At 43.1% G+C, this 17,335-nt stretch carries 15 protein-coding genes and 3 rRNA genes; 5 read left to right on the top strand and 13 right to left on the bottom strand.

The window, feature by feature from the left end:
- Positions 1-9: 9 nt before the first annotated feature.
- The 5 genes from ABE41_RS02645 to ABE41_RS02625 all read right to left on the bottom strand — a co-directional run bounded on the left by ABE41_RS02645 (position 10) and on the right by ABE41_RS02625 (position 8,016).
- Positions 10-1,158: a trans-sulfuration enzyme family protein gene (locus ABE41_RS02645; RefSeq protein ID WP_066286258.1), complete on the bottom strand. Its 1,149-nt coding sequence runs from the start codon at positions 1,156-1,158 to the stop codon at positions 10-12.
- A gap of 796 nt (positions 1,159-1,954) precedes the next feature.
- Positions 1,955-2,070 (bottom strand): 5S ribosomal RNA (rrf, locus tag ABE41_RS02640).
- A 92-nt stretch (positions 2,071-2,162) separates the two neighbouring features.
- Positions 2,163-5,101, bottom strand: a 23S ribosomal RNA gene (locus ABE41_RS02635).
- Positions 5,102-5,335: 234 nt separating this feature from the next.
- A 16S ribosomal RNA gene (locus ABE41_RS02630) occupies positions 5,336-6,885 on the bottom strand.
- Together the 16S, 23S and 5S rRNA genes form the textbook arrangement of a ribosomal RNA operon.
- A 264-nt stretch (positions 6,886-7,149) precedes the next feature.
- Positions 7,150-8,016 (bottom strand): nucleotidyltransferase-like protein, encoded by an 867-nt coding sequence (locus tag ABE41_RS02625; protein WP_066286257.1) that lies wholly within the window; start codon positions 8,014-8,016, stop codon positions 7,150-7,152.
- A gap of 120 nt (positions 8,017-8,136) precedes the next feature.
- Between ABE41_RS02625 and ABE41_RS02620 the strand changes: the two genes are divergently transcribed.
- Entirely contained in the window at positions 8,137-8,502 is a 366-nt protein-coding gene (locus ABE41_RS02620; protein WP_066286256.1) for a YgzB family protein, read from the top strand.
- 36 nt (positions 8,503-8,538) lie between these two features.
- On the opposite strand, the gene perR is transcribed toward ABE41_RS02620, so the two are convergent.
- The 4 genes from perR to ABE41_RS02600 all read right to left on the bottom strand — a co-directional run bounded on the left by perR (position 8,539) and on the right by ABE41_RS02600 (position 11,774).
- Positions 8,539-8,970: a peroxide-responsive transcriptional repressor PerR gene (gene perR / locus ABE41_RS02615; RefSeq protein ID WP_066286254.1), complete on the bottom strand. Its 432-nt coding sequence runs from the start codon at positions 8,968-8,970 to the stop codon at positions 8,539-8,541.
- A gap of 108 nt (positions 8,971-9,078) precedes the next feature.
- Positions 9,079-9,627 carry a cob(I)yrinic acid a,c-diamide adenosyltransferase gene (locus ABE41_RS02610; RefSeq protein WP_066286252.1) on the bottom strand — a complete coding sequence of 183 codons (549 nt, stop codon included), beginning with the start codon at positions 9,625-9,627 and terminating at the stop codon, positions 9,079-9,081.
- A 1-nt stretch (position 9,628) separates the two neighbouring features.
- Positions 9,629-10,579, bottom strand: coding sequence for a D-2-hydroxyacid dehydrogenase (locus ABE41_RS02605; protein WP_066286248.1), 951 nt, complete (start codon positions 10,577-10,579; stop codon positions 9,629-9,631).
- An 85-nt stretch (positions 10,580-10,664) separates the two neighbouring features.
- Positions 10,665-11,774 (bottom strand): aminopeptidase, encoded by a 1,110-nt coding sequence (locus ABE41_RS02600; RefSeq protein WP_066286245.1) that lies wholly within the window; start codon positions 11,772-11,774, stop codon positions 10,665-10,667.
- A gap of 144 nt (positions 11,775-11,918) precedes the next feature.
- On the opposite strand from ABE41_RS02600, the gene ABE41_RS02595 reads away from it, so the two are divergent.
- Complete coding sequence (locus tag ABE41_RS02595; RefSeq protein WP_066286244.1) at positions 11,919-12,098, top strand: H-type small acid-soluble spore protein; 180 nt, start codon at positions 11,919-11,921, stop codon at positions 12,096-12,098.
- Positions 12,099-12,124: 26 nt separating this feature from the next.
- On the opposite strand, the gene bcp is transcribed toward ABE41_RS02595, so the two are convergent.
- The 3 genes from bcp to ABE41_RS02580 form a co-directional block, all read right to left on the bottom strand.
- A complete protein-coding gene (bcp, locus tag ABE41_RS02590; protein WP_066286242.1) occupies positions 12,125-12,595 on the bottom strand; it encodes a thioredoxin-dependent thiol peroxidase in 471 nt (156 codons plus the stop codon).
- Positions 12,596-12,660: 65 nt separating this feature from the next.
- Entirely contained in the window at positions 12,661-13,077 is a 417-nt protein-coding gene (locus tag ABE41_RS02585) for a potassium channel family protein (RefSeq protein ID WP_066286240.1), read from the bottom strand.
- Between the two features lie 339 nt (positions 13,078-13,416).
- Positions 13,417-13,965 (bottom strand): NADPH-dependent FMN reductase, encoded by a 549-nt coding sequence (locus ABE41_RS02580; protein WP_066286238.1) that lies wholly within the window; start codon positions 13,963-13,965, stop codon positions 13,417-13,419.
- A 248-nt stretch (positions 13,966-14,213) separates the two neighbouring features.
- Here ABE41_RS02580 and ABE41_RS02575 point away from each other — a divergent pair, with 248 nt between their 5' ends.
- The 3 genes from ABE41_RS02575 to ABE41_RS02565 are packed head-to-tail and all read left to right on the top strand — an operon-like array spanning position 14,214 to position 16,188.
- Positions 14,214-15,257, top strand: coding sequence for an ArsR/SmtB family transcription factor (locus ABE41_RS02575; RefSeq protein WP_066286236.1), 1,044 nt, complete (start codon positions 14,214-14,216; stop codon positions 15,255-15,257).
- 17 nt (positions 15,258-15,274) lie between these two features.
- Complete coding sequence (locus ABE41_RS02570; RefSeq protein ID WP_066286234.1) at positions 15,275-15,736, top strand: hypothetical protein; 462 nt, start codon at positions 15,275-15,277, stop codon at positions 15,734-15,736.
- Positions 15,679-16,188, top strand: a complete 510-nt coding sequence (locus tag ABE41_RS02565) for an ABC transporter permease subunit (protein WP_083207623.1) — start codon at positions 15,679-15,681, stop codon at positions 16,186-16,188. The genes ABE41_RS02570 and ABE41_RS02565 overlap by 58 nt, the downstream gene beginning before the upstream one ends.
- Positions 16,189-16,549: 361 nt before the next feature.
- On the opposite strand, the gene ABE41_RS02560 is transcribed toward ABE41_RS02565, so the two are convergent.
- A complete protein-coding gene (locus tag ABE41_RS02560) occupies positions 16,550-17,335 on the bottom strand; it encodes an ABC transporter permease (RefSeq protein WP_066286230.1) in 786 nt (261 codons plus the stop codon).

Here is a 17,335-nt window from a genome sequence, read left to right as displayed (position 1 = left end):
TGTTACAGTTTAAAGCCCTAAAGCTGTTTGAGAAGCCTTTTTAAAGACTTCTATAATATCCTCTGCATTTTCGATTCCGACAGAGATTCTGATTACATTTTTATTGATTCCGAGCGTCTCGCACATATCTGCTGGCAATGATCGATGAGAGGTTCCAAGTGGATAGGAAACAGTAGTTTCAACCCCAGCTAATGTCGGAACGATGTGTACCCAGTCAAGGGATTTAAAAAACGTATGCACATCACTGCTGTCATCCAGTTCGATCGTCACGATAGCCCCGTTCCCTTTTTCGCTGACAAACTCAGGATAGTATACTTTCTTAATACCTTTTGTACCATTTAGTTCACCTGCAAGTGCCTTTGCGTTGGCTACATGACGCTCCATACGCACGCTTAACGTTTTTAATCCTCTGGATGCCAGCCACGCATCAAACGGTCCAAGGTTGCAGCCAAGATGAGTCATTTTAGATTTAGCTTTAGCGATTAATTCCTCGCTGCCCACAACAACACCTGCCGTTACATCGCTATGTCCATTTAAATACTTCGTTGCACTATGAACAACAAGATCAACACCTTGTGTGTACGGCTGCAAAACAAAAGGCGTAGCAAAGGTGTTATCAATCATCGTAGTTAATCGATGCTTTTTAGCTAATCCGACAAGCGCGCCGAGATCTTCTACTCTTAAAAGCGGATTTGTAACGGATTCTGAATATAGCAGTTTTGTATTAGGACGGATGCTTTTTTCAATTTCATTGACATCATTAAAAGAGACAAATGAAGTTTCGATACCGAAACTCTTTAAGTCGTCAGAAAGAAGCTGATAAGTGCCTCCGTACAAGTCCTCGCATGCCACAATATGATCGCCAGACTGTGCTACGGAAAGGATACCGACTAATATAGCTGAAATACCTGAAGACGTGACAACACCAGCTGGAGCTTTTTCGAGCTGTGCTACCCCTCGTGCAAAGTCATCTTGGTTCGGATTGTTCATTCTTGTATATAAGAAGTCATTTTTACCGCGAAAATAATCTTCTAAATCATCCAGATCGGAAAAAGAAAAAGCTGAAGTCTGGTAGATTGGCTTAACCTTGCTTACAGACTTAACATTGTTATGACCGCCTGCATGTACAGTTGATGTATCGAAATGAACGTCTTTCATTTATATAGCCTCCCCTATTATTTTTATCTCCTAGTGTAGCATAAATTAGGCTGGAGTAAGTGTTTTTAAGCTTTTGGCCAAATGATTCAGATCTAAAGAAAATAGACCTAACTTGGCTCATTTAGACCTAATTATTGGTTTTAAGACTTATTTGTATATGAGCGCTTATTCTTGTGAATGTGAGGTAGCTTTGATTTATAGGATTTCTCAGGTTGGTGATATCTTAGTGTCTCTGTGGTATATACGCTTTTAAGCTGTAATTTTATTTTCTAGGCTGTAATTTGGGTTTATAGACCGTAATTTAAATTTATAAACTGTAATTCTTGCTTTTTAAGCTGTAAATTTTCATTTATAGACTTTTCGACAAAAGTGCTATGAAGGAAGATGGTTCACATTTTCTACCTTATTTATGTTTTCTTAGAGTTTGTCGCTATTTATGTTGTCCATAGCATAAAATAGGCTGGAGTAAGTGCTTTTAAACTTTTACGGTACGTGTTCTTTTATTTGTTACACGTTCGCTCAAGATTACCCTTTCTTCGCTCAGAATCACCAAGTTATGCTCAGAATCGTCGTTTTACGCTCAGAATGGTGTCCTGTTCGCTCAAACTGCAGATTCGTTTCATCCTATGCACTTTCTCTTATTAAAAAAACAGCTATATAAGCAGCCTTCCATAGAACAACCACCGTATAATTTCAAAGACAGCGGCTTATCTTTATTGTTTTGATCTTAAAAGGTACTTTTCTTTTCTTTTTAACACAAAAAAAAGAAGATGGATCTTCATCCATCTTCCTCATTGCCTAGCGACGTCCTACTCTAACAGGGGGAGACCCCCAACTACCATCGGCGCTGAAGAGCTTAACTTCCGTGTTCGGTATGGGAACGGGTGTGACCTCTTCGCCATCATCACTAGACCTAACCATGACGTTAACCATGATTTTATTAAGTTTGAGAGGTTGTTCTCTCAAAACTAGATACGACGTTTCCAAACGTTTCATACAATATTAAGGATAAGCCCTCGACCGATTAGTATCTGTCAGCTCCACGTGTCACCACGCTTCCACACCAGACCTATCAACCTCATCATCTCTAAGGGGTCTTACTCACTTAACGTGATGGGAAATCTCATCTTGAGGGGGGCTTCATGCTTAGATGCTTTCAGCACTTATCCCGTCCACACGTAGCTACCCAGCTATGCCCCTGGCGGAACAACTGGTACACCAGCGGTGTGTCCATCCCGGTCCTCTCGTACTAAGGACAGCTCCTCTCAAATTTCCTGCGCCCGCGACGGATAGGGACCGAACTGTCTCACGACGTTCTGAACCCAGCTCGCGTACCGCTTTAATGGGCGAACAGCCCAACCCTTGGGACCTACTTCAGCCCCAGGATGCGATGAGCCGACATCGAGGTGCCAAACCTCCCCGTCGATGTGGACTCTTGGGGGAGATAAGCCTGTTATCCCCAGGGTAGCTTTTATCCGTTGAGCGATGGCCCTTCCATGCGGAACCACCGGATCACTAAGCCCGACTTTCGTCCCTGCTCGACTTGTAGGTCTCGCAGTCAAGCTCCCTTGTGCCTTTACACTCTGCGAATGATTTCCAACCATTCTGAGGGAACCTTTGGGCGCCTCCGTTACTGTTTAGGAGGCGACCGCCCCAGTCAAACTGCCCGCCTGACACTGTCTCCGAACCGGATCACGGTTCAAGGTTAGAATTTCAATACAGCCAGGGTAGTATCCCACCGACGCCTCCACCGAAGCTGGCGCTCCGGCTTCTCAGGCTCCTACCTATCCTGTACAAGCTGTACCAAAATCCAATATCAAGCTGCAGTAAAGCTCCATGGGGTCTTTCCGTCCTGTCGCGGGTAACCTGCATCTTCACAGGTACTATAATTTCACCGGGTCTCTCGTTGAGACAGTATCCAAGTCGTTACACCTTTCGTGCGGGTCGGAACTTACCCGACAAGGAATTTCGCTACCTTAGGACCGTTATAGTTACGGCCGCCGTTTACTGGGGCTTCAATTCAGAGCTTCTCCCGTAAGGGATAACCCCTCCTCTTAACCTTCCAGCACCGGGCAGGTGTCAGCCCCTATACTTCACCTTGCGGTTTCGCAGAGACCTGTGTTTTTGCTAAACAGTCGCTTGGATCTATTCACTGCGGCTCTCTCGGGCGATAAACCCTATCAGAGCACCCCTTCTCCCGAAGTTACGGGGTCATTTTGCCGAGTTCCTTAACGAGAGTTCTCCCGATCATCTTAGGATTCTCTCCTCGCCTACCTGTGTCGGTTTGCGGTACGGGCACCTCTTTCCTCACTAGAGGCTTTTCTTGGCAGTGTAGGATCAGGGACTTCGGTACTAAAATTTCCCTCGCCATCACAGCTCAGCCTTCACGTTGGACGGATTTGCCTATCCAACAGCCTAACTGCTTAGACGCACTATTCCATCAGTGCGCTCACCCTACCTTACTGCGTCCCCCCATTGTTCAAACGGAAAGGAGGTGGTACAGGAATATCAACCTGTTATCCATCGCCTACGCTTTTCAGCCTCGGCTTAGGCCCCGACTAACCCTGAGCGGACGAGCCTTCCTCAGGAAACCTTAGGCTTTCGATGGACAAGATTCTCACTTGTCTTTCGCTACTCATACCGGCATTCTCACTTCAAAGCGCTCCACCAGTCCTTCCGGTCTGACTTCACTGCACTTCGAACGCTCCCCTACCCCTGTACCTAAAGGTACAAGCCATAGCTTCGGTGATACGTTTAGCCCCGTTACATTTTCGGCGCAGAGTCACTCGACCAGTGAGCTATTACGCACTCTTTAAATGGTGGCTGCTTCTAAGCCAACATCCTGGTTGTCTGGGCAACTCCACATCCTTTGCCACTTAACGTATACTTTGGGACCTTAGCTGATGGTCTGGGCTGTTTCCCTTTTGACTACGGATCTTATCACTCGCAGTCTGACTCCCGCGGATAATTCTCTGGCATTCGGAGTTTGACTGAATTCGGTAACCCTGTGGGGGCCCCTAGTCCAATCAGTGCTCTACCTCCAGGAATCTTGCCGCGAGGCTAGCCCTAAAGCTATTTCGGGGAGAACCAGCTATCTCCGTGTTCGATTGGCATTTCACCCCTACCCACACCTCATCCCCGCACTTTTCAACGTGCGTGGGTTCGGGCCTCCATTCAGTGTTACCTGAACTTCACCCTGGACATGGGTAGATCACACGGTTTCGGGTCTACGACCACGTACTATGTCGCCCTATTCAGACTCGCTTTCGCTGCGGCTCCGTCTATTCAACTTAACCTTGCACGGGATCGTAACTCGCCGGTTCATTCTACAAAAGGCACGCCGTCACCCGTTAATGGGCTCCGACTACTTGTAGGCACACGGTTTCAGGATCTCTTTCACTCCCCTTCCGGGGTGCTTTTCACCTTTCCCTCACGGTACTGGTTCACTATCGGTCACTAGGGAGTATTTAGCCTTGGGAGAGGGTCCTCCCGGATTCCGACGGGGTTTCACGTGTCCCGCCGTACTCAGGATCCACTCAGGAGGGAACGAAGTTTCAGCTACAGGGCTGTTACCTTCTTTGGCAGGCCTTTCCAGACCGCTTCACCTACTTCGTTCCTTTGTAACTCCATGTAGAGTGTCCTACAACCCCAGAGGGCAAGCCCTCTGGTTTGGGCTGTTTCCGTTTCGCTCGCCGCTACTCAGGAAATCGCATTTGCTTTCTCTTCCTCCGGGTACTTAGATGTTTCAGTTCCCCGGGTCTGCCTTCTCATACCCTATGTATTCAGATATGGATACCATCCCATTACGGATGGTGGGTTCCCCCATTCGGAAATCCCCGGATCAGTGCTTACTTACAGCTCCCCGAGGCATATCGGTGTTCGTCCCGTCCTTCTTCGGCTCCTAGTGCCAAGGCATCCACCGTGCGCCCTTTCTAGCTTAACCTTATATGATGTTTACACATCAAAGATTCTTGCTTTGGCGCAGATAAATAATCTATCTGCCTTGCATTACTTTGTTTGGATGTCGATATCTAGTTTTCAAAGAACATATAAAATAACCCTTTCATAAAAAATCTTAGAAAAGTGTTATTTAGTTGAGAGAGAGTTCTCTCAAAACTGAACAAAAGGCAAAAGGTGTACTTACGAAACAGTCGAAGCTGTTTCATAATCTCCATAGAAAGGAGGTGATCCAGCCGCACCTTCCGATACGGCTACCTTGTTACGACTTCACCCCAATCATCTGTCCCACCTTCGGCGGCTGGCTCCCAAAAGGGTTACCCCACCGACTTCGGGTGTTACAAACTCTCGTGGTGTGACGGGCGGTGTGTACAAGGCCCGGGAACGTATTCACCGCGGCATGCTGATCCGCGATTACTAGCAATTCCGGCTTCATGTAGGCGAGTTGCAGCCTACAATCCGAACTGAGAATGGCTTTTTGGGATTGGCTTGGCCTCGCGGCTTCGCAACCCTTTGTACCATCCATTGTAGCACGTGTGTAGCCCAGGTCATAAGGGGCATGATGATTTGACGTCATCCCCACCTTCCTCCGGTTTGTCACCGGCAGTCACCTTAGAGTGCCCAACTGAATGCTGGCAACTAAGGTCAAGGGTTGCGCTCGTTGCGGGACTTAACCCAACATCTCACGACACGAGCTGACGACAACCATGCACCACCTGTCACTCTGTCCCCCGAAGGGGAAAGCTCTATCTCTAGAGTGATCAGAGGATGTCAAGACCTGGTAAGGTTCTTCGCGTTGCTTCGAATTAAACCACATGCTCCACTGCTTGTGCGGGCCCCCGTCAATTCCTTTGAGTTTCAACCTTGCGGTCGTACTCCCCAGGCGGAGTGCTTAATGTGTTAACTTCAGCACTGAGGGTGGAACCCCCCAACACCTAGCACTCATCGTTTACGGCGTGGACTACCAGGGTATCTAATCCTGTTTGCTCCCCACGCTTTCGCGCCTCAGCGTCAGTTACAGGCCAAAAAGCCGCCTTCGCCACTGGTGTTCCTCCACATCTCTACGCATTTCACCGCTACACGTGGAATTCCACTTTTCTCTCCTGCACTCAAGTCTCCCAGTTTCCAATGACCCTCCACGGTTGAGCCGTGGGCTTTCACATCAGACTTAAGAGACCGCCTGCGCGCGCTTTACGCCCAATAATTCCGGATAACGCTTGCCACCTACGTATTACCGCGGCTGCTGGCACGTAGTTAGCCGTGGCTTTCTGGTTAGGTACCGTCAAGGTACGAGCAGTTACTCTCGTACTTGTTCTTCTCTAACAACAGAGCTTTACGACCCGAAGGCCTTCATCGCTCACGCGGCGTTGCTCGGTCAGGCTTTCGCCCATTGCCGAAGATTCCCTACTGCTGCCTCCCGTAGGAGTCTGGGCCGTGTCTCAGTCCCAGTGTGGCCGATCACCCTCTCAGGTCGGCTACGCATCGTCGCCTTGGTGAGCCGTTACCTCACCAACTAGCTAATGCGCCGCGGGCTCATCTGTAAGTGTCAGCCGAAACCGACTTTCAAAAAAGAAACATGCGTTTCTTCTTATTATCCGGTATTAGCCCCGGTTTCCCGGAGTTATCCCCGTCTTACAGGCAGATTACCCACGTGTTACTCACCCGTCCGCCGCTAAATCAGAGGAGCAAGCTCCTCTTCATTCGCTCGACTTGCATGTATTAGGCACGCCGCCAGCGTTCATCCTGAGCCAGGATCAAACTCTCCATAAAAGTGTTTGACTTGCTCTAGTTTTAAAACTGACGGAATTAATTCTTAATTCCTTACCTTTGCTTTTGTTCAGTTTTCAAAGAACTTGTTGTTTAAAACTTGTCGCTCGTTTTGGCGACTTTATTAGGATAACATCTCAAAAATAAGATGTCAACCTGTTTTTTTACCGTGTTTCCCGACTGCAACATTGTTTCCGCGTGTCGCAGCGACAAGAAATAATATAGCACGATATTCATAAACAGGTCAACACCTTTTTGTAAAAAAGTTTATTCTTTTATCGCATAATAACGGTGGTATAGGTTTTTGCTCTTCGTTTCCCGTTTAACCGTCTTAATATATCCCTTATCCTTTAGATGTGTAAGAAGCATTGGGAGGTCGATGGCGTAATCCTGTACTTCACTATGCTCCATTAACTCATGGTAAGCCCATTCGTCTTTTTGTTTAATGATACTTAGTAAATGATTGGCTCCAAGTTTTGTTTTAGAAGAAAGTGAAAACTCAGAAGCAAGCAGGAGAAGCTCGATTCTTTTATCAATCGATTCCTCACCGGTTACAAGCTCTTCATAAAGCTTGAATATCTCAGGCTGGATCATTTTCACCTGATTCCAAACGGTTACCTCCGGATAATAACCATGTTCAATAACAGACAAACGCGCTAAATGATGAAGGGCATGCATGATGTTATTAAAAGCATCAAGATATTGTCCAGAGTGGAATAATTCCTTCCCATCATTATACCGTCTTAAAAGTTTAGCGAACTCTAGTCCAATCTTATGTGTCCGCTCCTCTGCCGGAAATTCATGAAGCCTGTCCCTTAGCCTCGTTATGTATTCGTTTCGATTAAAAAGGACTTTTCCGTTCATTACCCAGTCAACAGCTCTTTTATTGGTGCCAAGCATGAGCCATGAATTCAATAGCTCTTCTGTCACCACATGCAAGGCTGCTGAACCAGATTGGAACTCATAATGTTTAATCATCCACGGCTGATCAGATTCTTTTACTATAATAAGAAGAATACTGTCAAAGTGGTCAGTACCTGGGCTAAATGCTTTTGTCTTTTCAACATCTAAAACACCTAACGTGTTTTCGTTGCTGGCTCTTTCCTGATAAAGGGGGCGTAAAATATCGTCCATTAAAGGTCATCTCCCATATTAACAAAATCCTGTGTGTTATCTTTCAACATCAAATAAAGAAATCCTTTTTCTTTTCTTCAGAGTTCATATGTTATACTAATGAACGTAGGAGGGACAGGTATGATAAAGTATACGAGCAAAATTAATAAAATACGTACGTTTGCCTTAAGCCTTGTGTTTATAGGTATTATCATCATGTATGCAGGCCTGTTTTTCAAGACAAGTTTTGTCGTTATGTCTATTTTTATGGTTATTGGTTTTATTGCAACGATCGCTAGTGCTGGTGTTTACTTTTGGATTGGAATGATCTCTACTCAGGCAGTGCAAGTTGTCTGTCCGAATTGTGGAAAAGTAACGAAAGTTCTCGGCCGCGTTGATGCATGTATGTCCTGTAATCAGCCGCTTACGATGGATAAAGGTCTTGAAGGCGAAGAGTTTGATGAAAAATACAATTCTAAACGCCAAATGCGTAAAGAAAATAGATAAAGCTGACATTCCGTTTAGGAAGTCAGCTTTTTTCATTTAATGTTTTCTTTTGCAATCCGGGCAGACGCCGTAAATTTCCATCCGGTGCCGGCCTACATCAAAGCCTGTCACTGACTCAGCAAGGCTCTCTACTTCATCTAAGCCTGGATAATGAAAATCTACAATTTTTCCGCAAGAATCACAGATGATATGGTAGTGATCTGTTGTCACACAATCAAACCGGCTGGATGAATCTCCATAAGTCAGTTCTTTTACAAGACCCGCTTCTTTAAACACACGGAGATTATTATAGACGGTAGCAACACTCATATTTGGAAACTTCCCTTCCAGCGCCTTGTAGATCTCATCAGCAGTTGGATGGGACATCGATTGAATAAGATGCTCTAAGATAGCATGACGCTGCGGTGTAATACGCACACCTGCTTCTTTTAAATTGTCAATTGCAGCATTGATCTTTGCACTAGACATCCGTCATGCACCCCATTTCTTTAAGAATTATTACTTTATAATCGTTATAATTAGTCTACTGCTTAACAACAGGTTTTGTCAATTGAAGTATACGGAACACTCGCTTTTTTAGGATAAATCTTCGTGAAGTACAGGTTCGTTTACCTTCATTTGTTCATTTACATATCTTGCAGCAACGAACAAAAAGTCTGATAGCCGGTTTAAATAAGATAATACGAGAGGATTCACAGCTTCCACTCCTACTGCCAGCCGCTCCGCCCGTCTTACGATCGTTCTGGCTGTATGCAGAGCACTTGCAGAAGGAGACCCTCCAGGCAATATAAACTGCTTCAATGGTTTTAGCCCTTCCTGCCAGCTATCGATCGTTTCCTCAAGAAAACGAATGTCATCTTCTTTCAGCTTCCATGATACTTCTTTGCCTGCAGGTGTCGCAAGTTCAGCACCAACATGAAAAAGAACTGTTTGAACTTTTTGCATGACGATTGCTGCTTGCTTTGCCCAATCTTCATCAGGTAATTGACTTATGCCAAGACCGATCATACTGTTCGCCTCATCACATGTACCATATGCTTCTACCCTGATATCATTTTTGGATACTCTTTCGCCAAAAATTAAAGATGTTGTTCCTTTATCCCCAGTTTTTGTGTAAATCTTCATATTAATACCCCCGATCATATGGAATGATATTGATCATTTCAGAAAGCCGACTCTTCCGATAAAGTTTCAGGTTATCACTAAAAATCTCAATTGCTCTTTCTTGATATTGCGGTGAAATACCCGACAGATGCGGTGTTACGGTCACGTTCTCCATATCCCATAGCGGACTTTCTTCGGAGAGCGGTTCTTTTTCGAAAACATCGAGAACAGCATGGTGAATTTTCTTTTCTCGGAGAGCTTCGATAAGTTCACTTTCAACTATCGTAGTGCCGCGGCCAATGTTTATGAGAACAGCAGACGATTTCATCCGCGAAAAAGCCTCAGCACCAATAAACCTTTCTGTTAAATGTGTTGAAGGAAGCACATTCACAATAAAATCACTTTCTTCATACAGCTTGTTTATTCCTTCTTGATCAACGATTGCATCAAATTCCGGCACTGATCTGCCGCTTCTGTTAAAACCAATCGTCTTCATATTAAATGCTTTCGCCAGCCTCGCCACTTCTGATCCGATTGCACCCGTTCCTAATATCCCAATTGTTTTTTCTGAGATTTCAGTCATAGGAACTTTTCGGTCCCACTTATGCTGTTTTTGATTTTCCATTAATTCTTTTGTTTTTCTGGACACTTGCAGCATCATCGAAATTGTATATTCTGCCATCGGGGTCTTATGAATGCCTCTGGCGTTTGTAATGAGAATGTTCTTTTCTTGAAGAGCTTTAAAAGGCATCTTATCCAGGCCCGCAGAGATAACCATAATCCATTTTAAAGATTTTGCCTGATCGACTAATTCGTCTGTCAGATCTTCACCGTAAGAAATAAGTACTTCAGCTTGATCAAGATCCACGACAGCTTCTTTCATCTTGTTGTAAAAATGAAACTCTTCTTCAGGAAAACGCCCTTTAAGTTCCTCTTTTATTTCATCTTTTAATCGTCCGCTTGAAAGTATCATAAAAAAACACCTTCTTTTTATTATTAGTGAATTAGAAAAAGCGGGACAGTGCATCCCGCAATTTATGTTAGTTTTTTTCCACTGCTTATTTAAGATTTTCTGGATTCAACCCTTGTAATTCAGGCAGAACGAATAATCCGTCTTTACGGATTAAAACATCATCGAAGTAGATTTCTCCTCCGCCATACTCAGGACGCTGTATGAGGACCATATCCCAGTGGATGCCTGATTCGTTTCCATTAAAAGCATCTTGATATGCTCTTCCTGGTGTAAAGTGAATACTTCCGCCAATCTTTTCGTCAAATAAGATATCTCCCATTGGATGCTGGATCAATGGATTTACACCGATTGCGAACTCACCAACATAACGAGCGCCTTCATCTGTATCAAATATTTCGTTCAATTTCTCAGTGTTGTCTGAAGTAGCTTCAACAATTTTTCCGTCTTTAAACGTTAAGCTTACATTATTAAATGTTGTTCCATGATAAGGACAAGGCGTGTTATACGTAATTTTTCCGTTCACGCTGTCTTTGACTGGCGCTGTAAATACCTCTCCATCAGGAATATTGTTTTCGCCTGCACACATAACAGCAGGAATACCTTTAATAGAGAACGTTAAATCTGTCCCTTGTCCTGTGATGCGTACTTTATCGGTACGTTCCATCAATGCATGAAGAGGCTTTTGAGCTTCTGCCATCGCTTTATAATCAACGTTGCACACATCAAGCACGAAGTCAGTAAATTTCTCTAGGCTCATTTTAGCCATTTGAGCTAAACCTGTTGTTGGATAGTTGAGCAATACCCATTGACGGTCGTTGATAATCAGGTTTTGAACCGGCTTGTTCAACTCGGCCTTCATTTGGAAGATATCACTTGGAATTTCAGCAAACTCTGAATCATTGTTTTTACATTGAATGGAGATATAGGCATCTACGTCTTCCATTCTCGCTAAATCCCACTTTACTTGCGGCTCTGTATGTTCTTTAGAAGATCCCGTCAGCAAAACACGAGAAATTTCTTCGTCCACAAGCTGAACGTACGGATAAGCCCCCATGTTATATGTTTCTTTAACAAGTTCTTTAACTAGCGGCTTTCCTGCAATAAATGAAGTAATTAATACCTTTTGACCTTTTTCAAGTTTAAGCGAGTGCGTTAACAATGTTTTTGCTAACGTTGTTAAACGTTCATCTCTCATTATGTAGACCCCCATATATTTATCTGTTATAAAATTCACACAATTTTATTTTATCATGGGTAAGCTATCCTGCCTATTTTTTATAAATGAAAGCATAGTATTATGTGCACTGCTGCATAATAAATCTCGTGGAGGTGATTAAAGATGAACGTATCACGTGCTCAGCAAATCATTGAATCTGAAAAAGAGATCGAAGTTTTACATAATGGGACTCCCGTTTGGCTTCAGTCAGTTGACGAGAACAATCAAACAGCAAGAGCTTATACAAGAGAACAGCCGGATAACGAGATGAACATCCCTGTTAATGAATTGCAGGAAAGTTAAAAAAGCCCCGAATTCAGGGCTTTTTCTTATGATAAATTTTCTTTTATAAATTCAAGCGCATCTTTTACATGATCCTTCACTTTTACTTTCCGATATTCCTTTTGAATGATCCCCTCTTTATCAATGATAAAAGTTGATCTCTCAATTCCCATGTATTCCTTCCCAAAGTTCTTCTTCAGTTTCCAGACATCATACATTTCCGCTGCCTTATGCTCCTCATCCGCAACCAGCAAAAATGGCAGACCGTGTTTCTCTATGAATTTATCGTGTCGACTTAACGGATCAGGACTGATACCAATAATAACAGTATTCTGCTCCTCGAAGTCACTGTGCTTATCTCTAAAATCACAAGCCTGCGTTGTACATCCTGGTGTCATGTCTTTCGGATAGAAATATAGAACCACATTCTTGCCTTTAAAATCAGAAAGCTGGACTTCTTTCCCATTGCTCGCTGGCAGTTTAAAATCAGGCGCTTTTGTTCCTGTTTCTACAGTCATTGAATAAGCCTCCTTAAAATAATTCTCACTTTTTAAGGGTAGCCCAATTGCCGCTTCTTCAACAACTATTTTGCTGTTCTGTTATGGTGGATAACAGATGAGAGAACAAATGCGATCGGCAGCAAATAGCCGATCAGTGCCTGAAGTGCCGCTATCCATCGTCCTGCACCGACTGGAACAATATCCCCATATCCAACCGAAAGAATCGTCGTACTGCTAAAATAAATACAAGCTTCAATAAACGATAAAAAATCGCTTTGTTCCAGTTCCAGTTTTATCACCGGATAACCCATAATGGACAATAAAGCATATATCATTCCAAAACCCGAAATAATTGTTCCATACACAATGAATAAAACCAGCAGATGACTGGCTGGCATAAGATGCTCTTTTATACCAGGGTGTTTAAACAGCATCCATATACTGCGCATAATGATTGCAGCACTAGCTATTAATAAAATGACCAATACGCCATGTCCCATTCTTTCCACCTCAACTTATCTTATGAGATTTTCAATGTGATTAGGACAGCCTTTAAAAGATCTAAAGAAAAAAGACAGCTCGCATTTTTGCGAGCTGTCTTTCCAAATGGCACTTATCTAAAAAGTTATTGCTTTTGGCATATTTAAGTCTTTCTCTTCATTGACAAGTTGATTGAAGTGCAAGGTGCGAGACTCCTGCGGGATCAGCGGGACAGGCGAGACTCCTAATGGCGCAAAAGCGCGAGGAGGCTCACCGCACGCCCCGCGGAAAGCGAGCATCCTGTAACGGAAATCAACTACTTTCAAAAGCAACAAAGTTACGAAAACAGCCTTTTGCTATTAATTCTTTGCTTTATTTGCAGAGACAAGCTCTGTTAATTCCTTCAGCTGAGTTGCCAATTCACGCACACGCGTCTGTGCCAGCTCATCAACTAATACATTTCCTTCATCAAAGTTAACTGGATCAGCCACATATTGGTCAGGTATAACTAAGCTATAAATTCCACGCAATACGGTACGAAGGTTTGCCAGCGCATTAATTCCGCCTTTTCCTCCGCCAGCTGCGACCGCAATTGCTGAAGGTTTATTTTTAAAATGCTTTCCGCCTAAAAAGTCGAGTGCATTCTTTAATGCCCCGCTCATACCACTGTGATATTCCGGGCTTGTTACGAAGAAGCCATCGGCTTGTTCAGCGTAATCCGCAAGTTTTTTCACTGTTTCATTTTCTGCAGACGTTGCGTCACCCGTAAACAATGGAAGCCGGTCGATTCCTACATCGAAGTATAAAACTTCCACGTTCATTTCTCTCAGTACCTCAGCCGCATACTGAGCAATTCCCCGCGTTCTGGATTCTGCAGTTGGACTCCCTGCTATAACCATGATCTTCATATATGTATCCCTCTTTTCTGCGATGTTGAAAACTAATACGTTCATATATTACTAGACTTTTATCCTCTTTAATAAGCGAAACGAATTCAAAAGTATAAAATCACTACTTTAGTCAGGATTTTTTTGAAATAATGATTGACTTTCCTGCTCTCTAGATGTAAATTATTTGTAATTTTGGGATTTACAAAAACCAATTAGATTTATATCTAATCAAACAAATAATAATATCGGAGAGGAAGTTAGAATTGATGCACGTATCTGTTGATTTTTCACCATTTAACGAAATGATGATCAGCCTTCACGTTATTCAAAACCCTTCACACCATCCATACAGGAAGGCATGGGCAGAAAGAGCGCTCAACAAACTGCCTCAAGATCTCGCACTGCTCATAAAGGAATGGGGACCGCATTTTTATGACTGGATGTATTTTATAAACATCCGAAACGAATTTCAATTTAACGAGGAAACGGTAGAAGAAGGAATTGAAAAGTTAGCAAGAGTTCCCGACTTAACTTTTGCTTACCTTTTGCTTGGAGAGAAATATGGTACAGACAGCTTGCTGAAGTGGAAGAACAACCCGGCAACTGCACCTCTCCACTCAATTGAAAAAGATATTCTATTAAGAACGTCGAGCTGGAAAAGTAGATTCTGTGATTTCTTTTATGATTACAACCGTCATCTGTTTGCCGAGGAGCTTTTCCGGATAAACCCTTGGATTGCAAGGGCATCTGATAATTTTAAGGAAGAACTCATGTCCTCAAAGATAGAAACATTAAACAGCATTCATCCCGATGTAACCGTTACGTCAGAAAATATAAAGATAAAAAAGAACGACGTGTACACTTTTTCCTTTGAAGAGTTTCCTAGGCTCGTCATCCAGCCGTCAACTTACGCAACACCGCACGTCATGCTTTGCTGCAACGAAGACCGGGTTGCGATTGCTCTTCACGTTGCGGTTCCTGATTCTGAAAAAGACCAAGAACCTCCCGAGGATTTAATCTCACTTTTAAAAGCACTCAGTGAACCAACACGTTTGAAGATTTTGCAGGATCTGCTTCATCACCCATACAGCACGAAACAGCTTGCCTATAAATTCGGATTAACCGAAGCCACTGTATCAAGCCATTTAAAACTATTACTCTCTTGTGGCTTAGTGGAGACTCAAAGAAAAGGATATTACGTATTTTACACAGGAAAACGTGACCGCTTGGAATCTTTAAGGACAGAAGTTACTCAGTTCATGCAGCAGCCAGTCTTAGATGAATATATCTTTATGCCTGATTTAACTTAAAAAAGGAGAGCCCTCAGATGAGAAAAGTAATTTTAATTCTTCAACAATTACTCTTGCTATGCACAAGCATTATTCTTATTGCTGCTGTTCCGTCCTTTCTCGCTGGTGATGATGATATTGAATTTAGTCTTTTAAGATACGGTGAGTCTGTAGCAGGGGCACTTAGGAATCTCGCAAGTCCTGATTCCCTTACTTTGTACATCCATTCTCAAAACATGATAATAGAGCCTATGCCCGTAAATCTTTCCTACGAATTCGTTAATGAGATCTATGAGATTCCTTTGTTTCCTGAGGTTTGGGATATTGTTATTTACACCTTAGTTATGCTGCTGATTAGCTTTGCAGCTACATTCATCATTGCTGTTATGCTGGGCTGGTGTGCCGAACTTCTTCCCTCTTCATTTAAAAAACGGCATTACGCATTAGCGAGCTTCTTGAAGCATTACCTGATTTATTTTTTGTATTTTGCATTCAATTAGCCGTTGTCTGGATCTATAAAAAAACGGGGTTCCTTGCAGCAAATCCTTTTACATCGAGCAGAGAACCTTCCATTTTGTTACCCGTTATAACATTGAGCATTGTACCAGCTATTTATTTATTCCGGCTCCAGCTCGTATTATCCCAGAGCGAAATAGAAAAGGACTACATTACCTTTGCACGTTCAAAAGGTCTTTCAAATTCATATATAGTCTTTCATCACCTTTTAAAAAATACTATTTCCGAACTGTCTATTCATCTTCCGTTTATCATGCTCCTGCTTTTTAGTCAGATGATCATCCTGGAATATCTCTTTAATTTGAATGGAATTATACAAATTTTGCTTAGTGAACAGCCAGCTGCAACGAGAGCTGCGCTGCTGATGCTTATCGCATTTCCTCTGTTTGCAGCGGTTAAAGGGGTGAAATTGTTTATTAAAAAGGCTCATTTTTAAAAGATTGTTGCTTTTGAAAATTTTTATAGAGTAAGCTTCTTTGACTAGTTTATTGGAGCGCAAGGTGCGTGCCTACCACATGAGAAGCTTCTCGCTAGGCATGCGACGAGGAAGCTCACATCGGTAGCATTTACTTGTAGACGCAGGAGCAACGATACTTCCATGAAGCGGTCAGGTGGAGACTCCTAAAGGCTTGTTTAGCTAGGGGGCTCACCTGTCCCGCTAATCCCGTAGGAGTCTCACACCTTGCACTCCAATTAACTTGCCATTGAAGTAATAAAAACTATAACCCAAAAGTCACATTCTTTTAGAGAAACAAAATTAAAAAACCGCTCTCCTTTTTTCGGGAGAACGGTTTTCTTTAGTTTCCTGCACCTCGGTATTTTGTGACACCGACATTCCACAATGTTACGGCGATCATAAAGAATACGAGTCCTACAACGGGTGTTAAGAAGGCATATGTATACCACTCTTCCCTTTCTAAAAAGTAAGAAGCCGGGTATACTCCAACAAACGCAAACGGTAGAATCCACGTCAGCACGTATTTAATGATTTTGTTATAAATATCAACCGGATACCGGCCATAGTTACCGATGTTATACATCATAGGCATGATATCTGTCCGCGAATCGGACCAGAATCCAATTGTAGCAAGGCTGATGAAGATACCCGCATATACGAGAGCTCCTCCTAAAACAAGAAGCAGAAAGATAAACGGGTCGTACCAGCTGATCTCAAGACCCAGCTTGCCACCCGCATAAAACATGACAATCAGTCCTGTTACAGCGCCGAATAAAGATTCAAGCTCCATCCGCTCCAGCACGATTTGAAACAAACTGTGAACAGGTCTCGTCAGGATACGGTCCATCTCCCCTTTTACAATATAACGATCTGTAAAATCCCATATGTTAAAAAAGGAAGAAAATATCGCAAACGGCACAAGAAAGAATCCATAGATAAAGATCATCTCGTCCTTGCTCCACCCCGCGAGCAGTGTCGTATGTCCGAAAACAACAAGGATAAACACGAGGTTCACGGCCTGAAAAAGAAAATCAGAAAAAATCTCCACAACCATATCTGCACGGTAAGTAAGCCTTGTTTTTAAATATTGTCCTGCATATTGAAAAAAGATCGATAAATATTCCAT

The sequence above is a fragment of the Fictibacillus arsenicus genome (assembly GCF_001642935.1).
GTDB classification, from domain to species: domain Bacteria; phylum Bacillota; class Bacilli; order Bacillales; family Fictibacillaceae; genus Fictibacillus; species Fictibacillus arsenicus_B.
The sequence above is the reverse complement of the archived record's forward strand: the minus strand, read 5'-3'. Positions and strand labels throughout refer to the sequence as shown.

Bases quoted from the DNA above. Each gene is read 5' to 3' on its own strand.
- ABE41_RS02645 (WP_066286258.1), bottom strand. From the start codon at position 1,158: ATGAAAGACGTTCATTTCGATACATCAACTGTACATGCAGGCGGTCAT.
- ABE41_RS02625 (WP_066286257.1), bottom strand. From the start codon at position 8,016: ATGGACGATATTTTACGCCCCCTTTATCAGGAAAGAGCCAGCAACGAA.
- ABE41_RS02620 (WP_066286256.1), top strand. From the start codon at position 8,137: ATGATAAAGTATACGAGCAAAATTAATAAAATACGTACGTTTGCCTTA.
- perR (WP_066286254.1), bottom strand. From the start codon at position 8,970: ATGTCTAGTGCAAAGATCAATGCTGCAATTGACAATTTAAAAGAAGCA.
- ABE41_RS02610 (WP_066286252.1), bottom strand. From the start codon at position 9,627: ATGAAGATTTACACAAAAACTGGGGATAAAGGAACAACATCTTTAATT.
- ABE41_RS02605 (WP_066286248.1), bottom strand. From the start codon at position 10,579: ATGATACTTTCAAGCGGACGATTAAAAGATGAAATAAAAGAGGAACTT.
- ABE41_RS02600 (WP_066286245.1), bottom strand. From the start codon at position 11,774: ATGAGAGATGAACGTTTAACAACGTTAGCAAAAACATTGTTAACGCAC.
- ABE41_RS02595 (WP_066286244.1), top strand. From the start codon at position 11,919: ATGAACGTATCACGTGCTCAGCAAATCATTGAATCTGAAAAAGAGATC.
- bcp (WP_066286242.1), bottom strand. From the start codon at position 12,595: ATGACTGTAGAAACAGGAACAAAAGCGCCTGATTTTAAACTGCCAGCG.
- ABE41_RS02585 (WP_066286240.1), bottom strand. From the start codon at position 13,077: ATGGGACATGGCGTATTGGTCATTTTATTAATAGCTAGTGCTGCAATC.
- ABE41_RS02580 (WP_066286238.1), bottom strand. From the start codon at position 13,965: ATGAAGATCATGGTTATAGCAGGGAGTCCAACTGCAGAATCCAGAACG.
- ABE41_RS02575 (WP_066286236.1), top strand. From the start codon at position 14,214: ATGCACGTATCTGTTGATTTTTCACCATTTAACGAAATGATGATCAGC.
- ABE41_RS02570 (WP_066286234.1), top strand. From the start codon at position 15,275: ATGAGAAAAGTAATTTTAATTCTTCAACAATTACTCTTGCTATGCACA.
- ABE41_RS02560 (WP_066286230.1), bottom strand. From the start codon at position 17,335: ATGGAATATTTATCGATCTTTTTTCAATATGCAGGACAATATTTAAAA.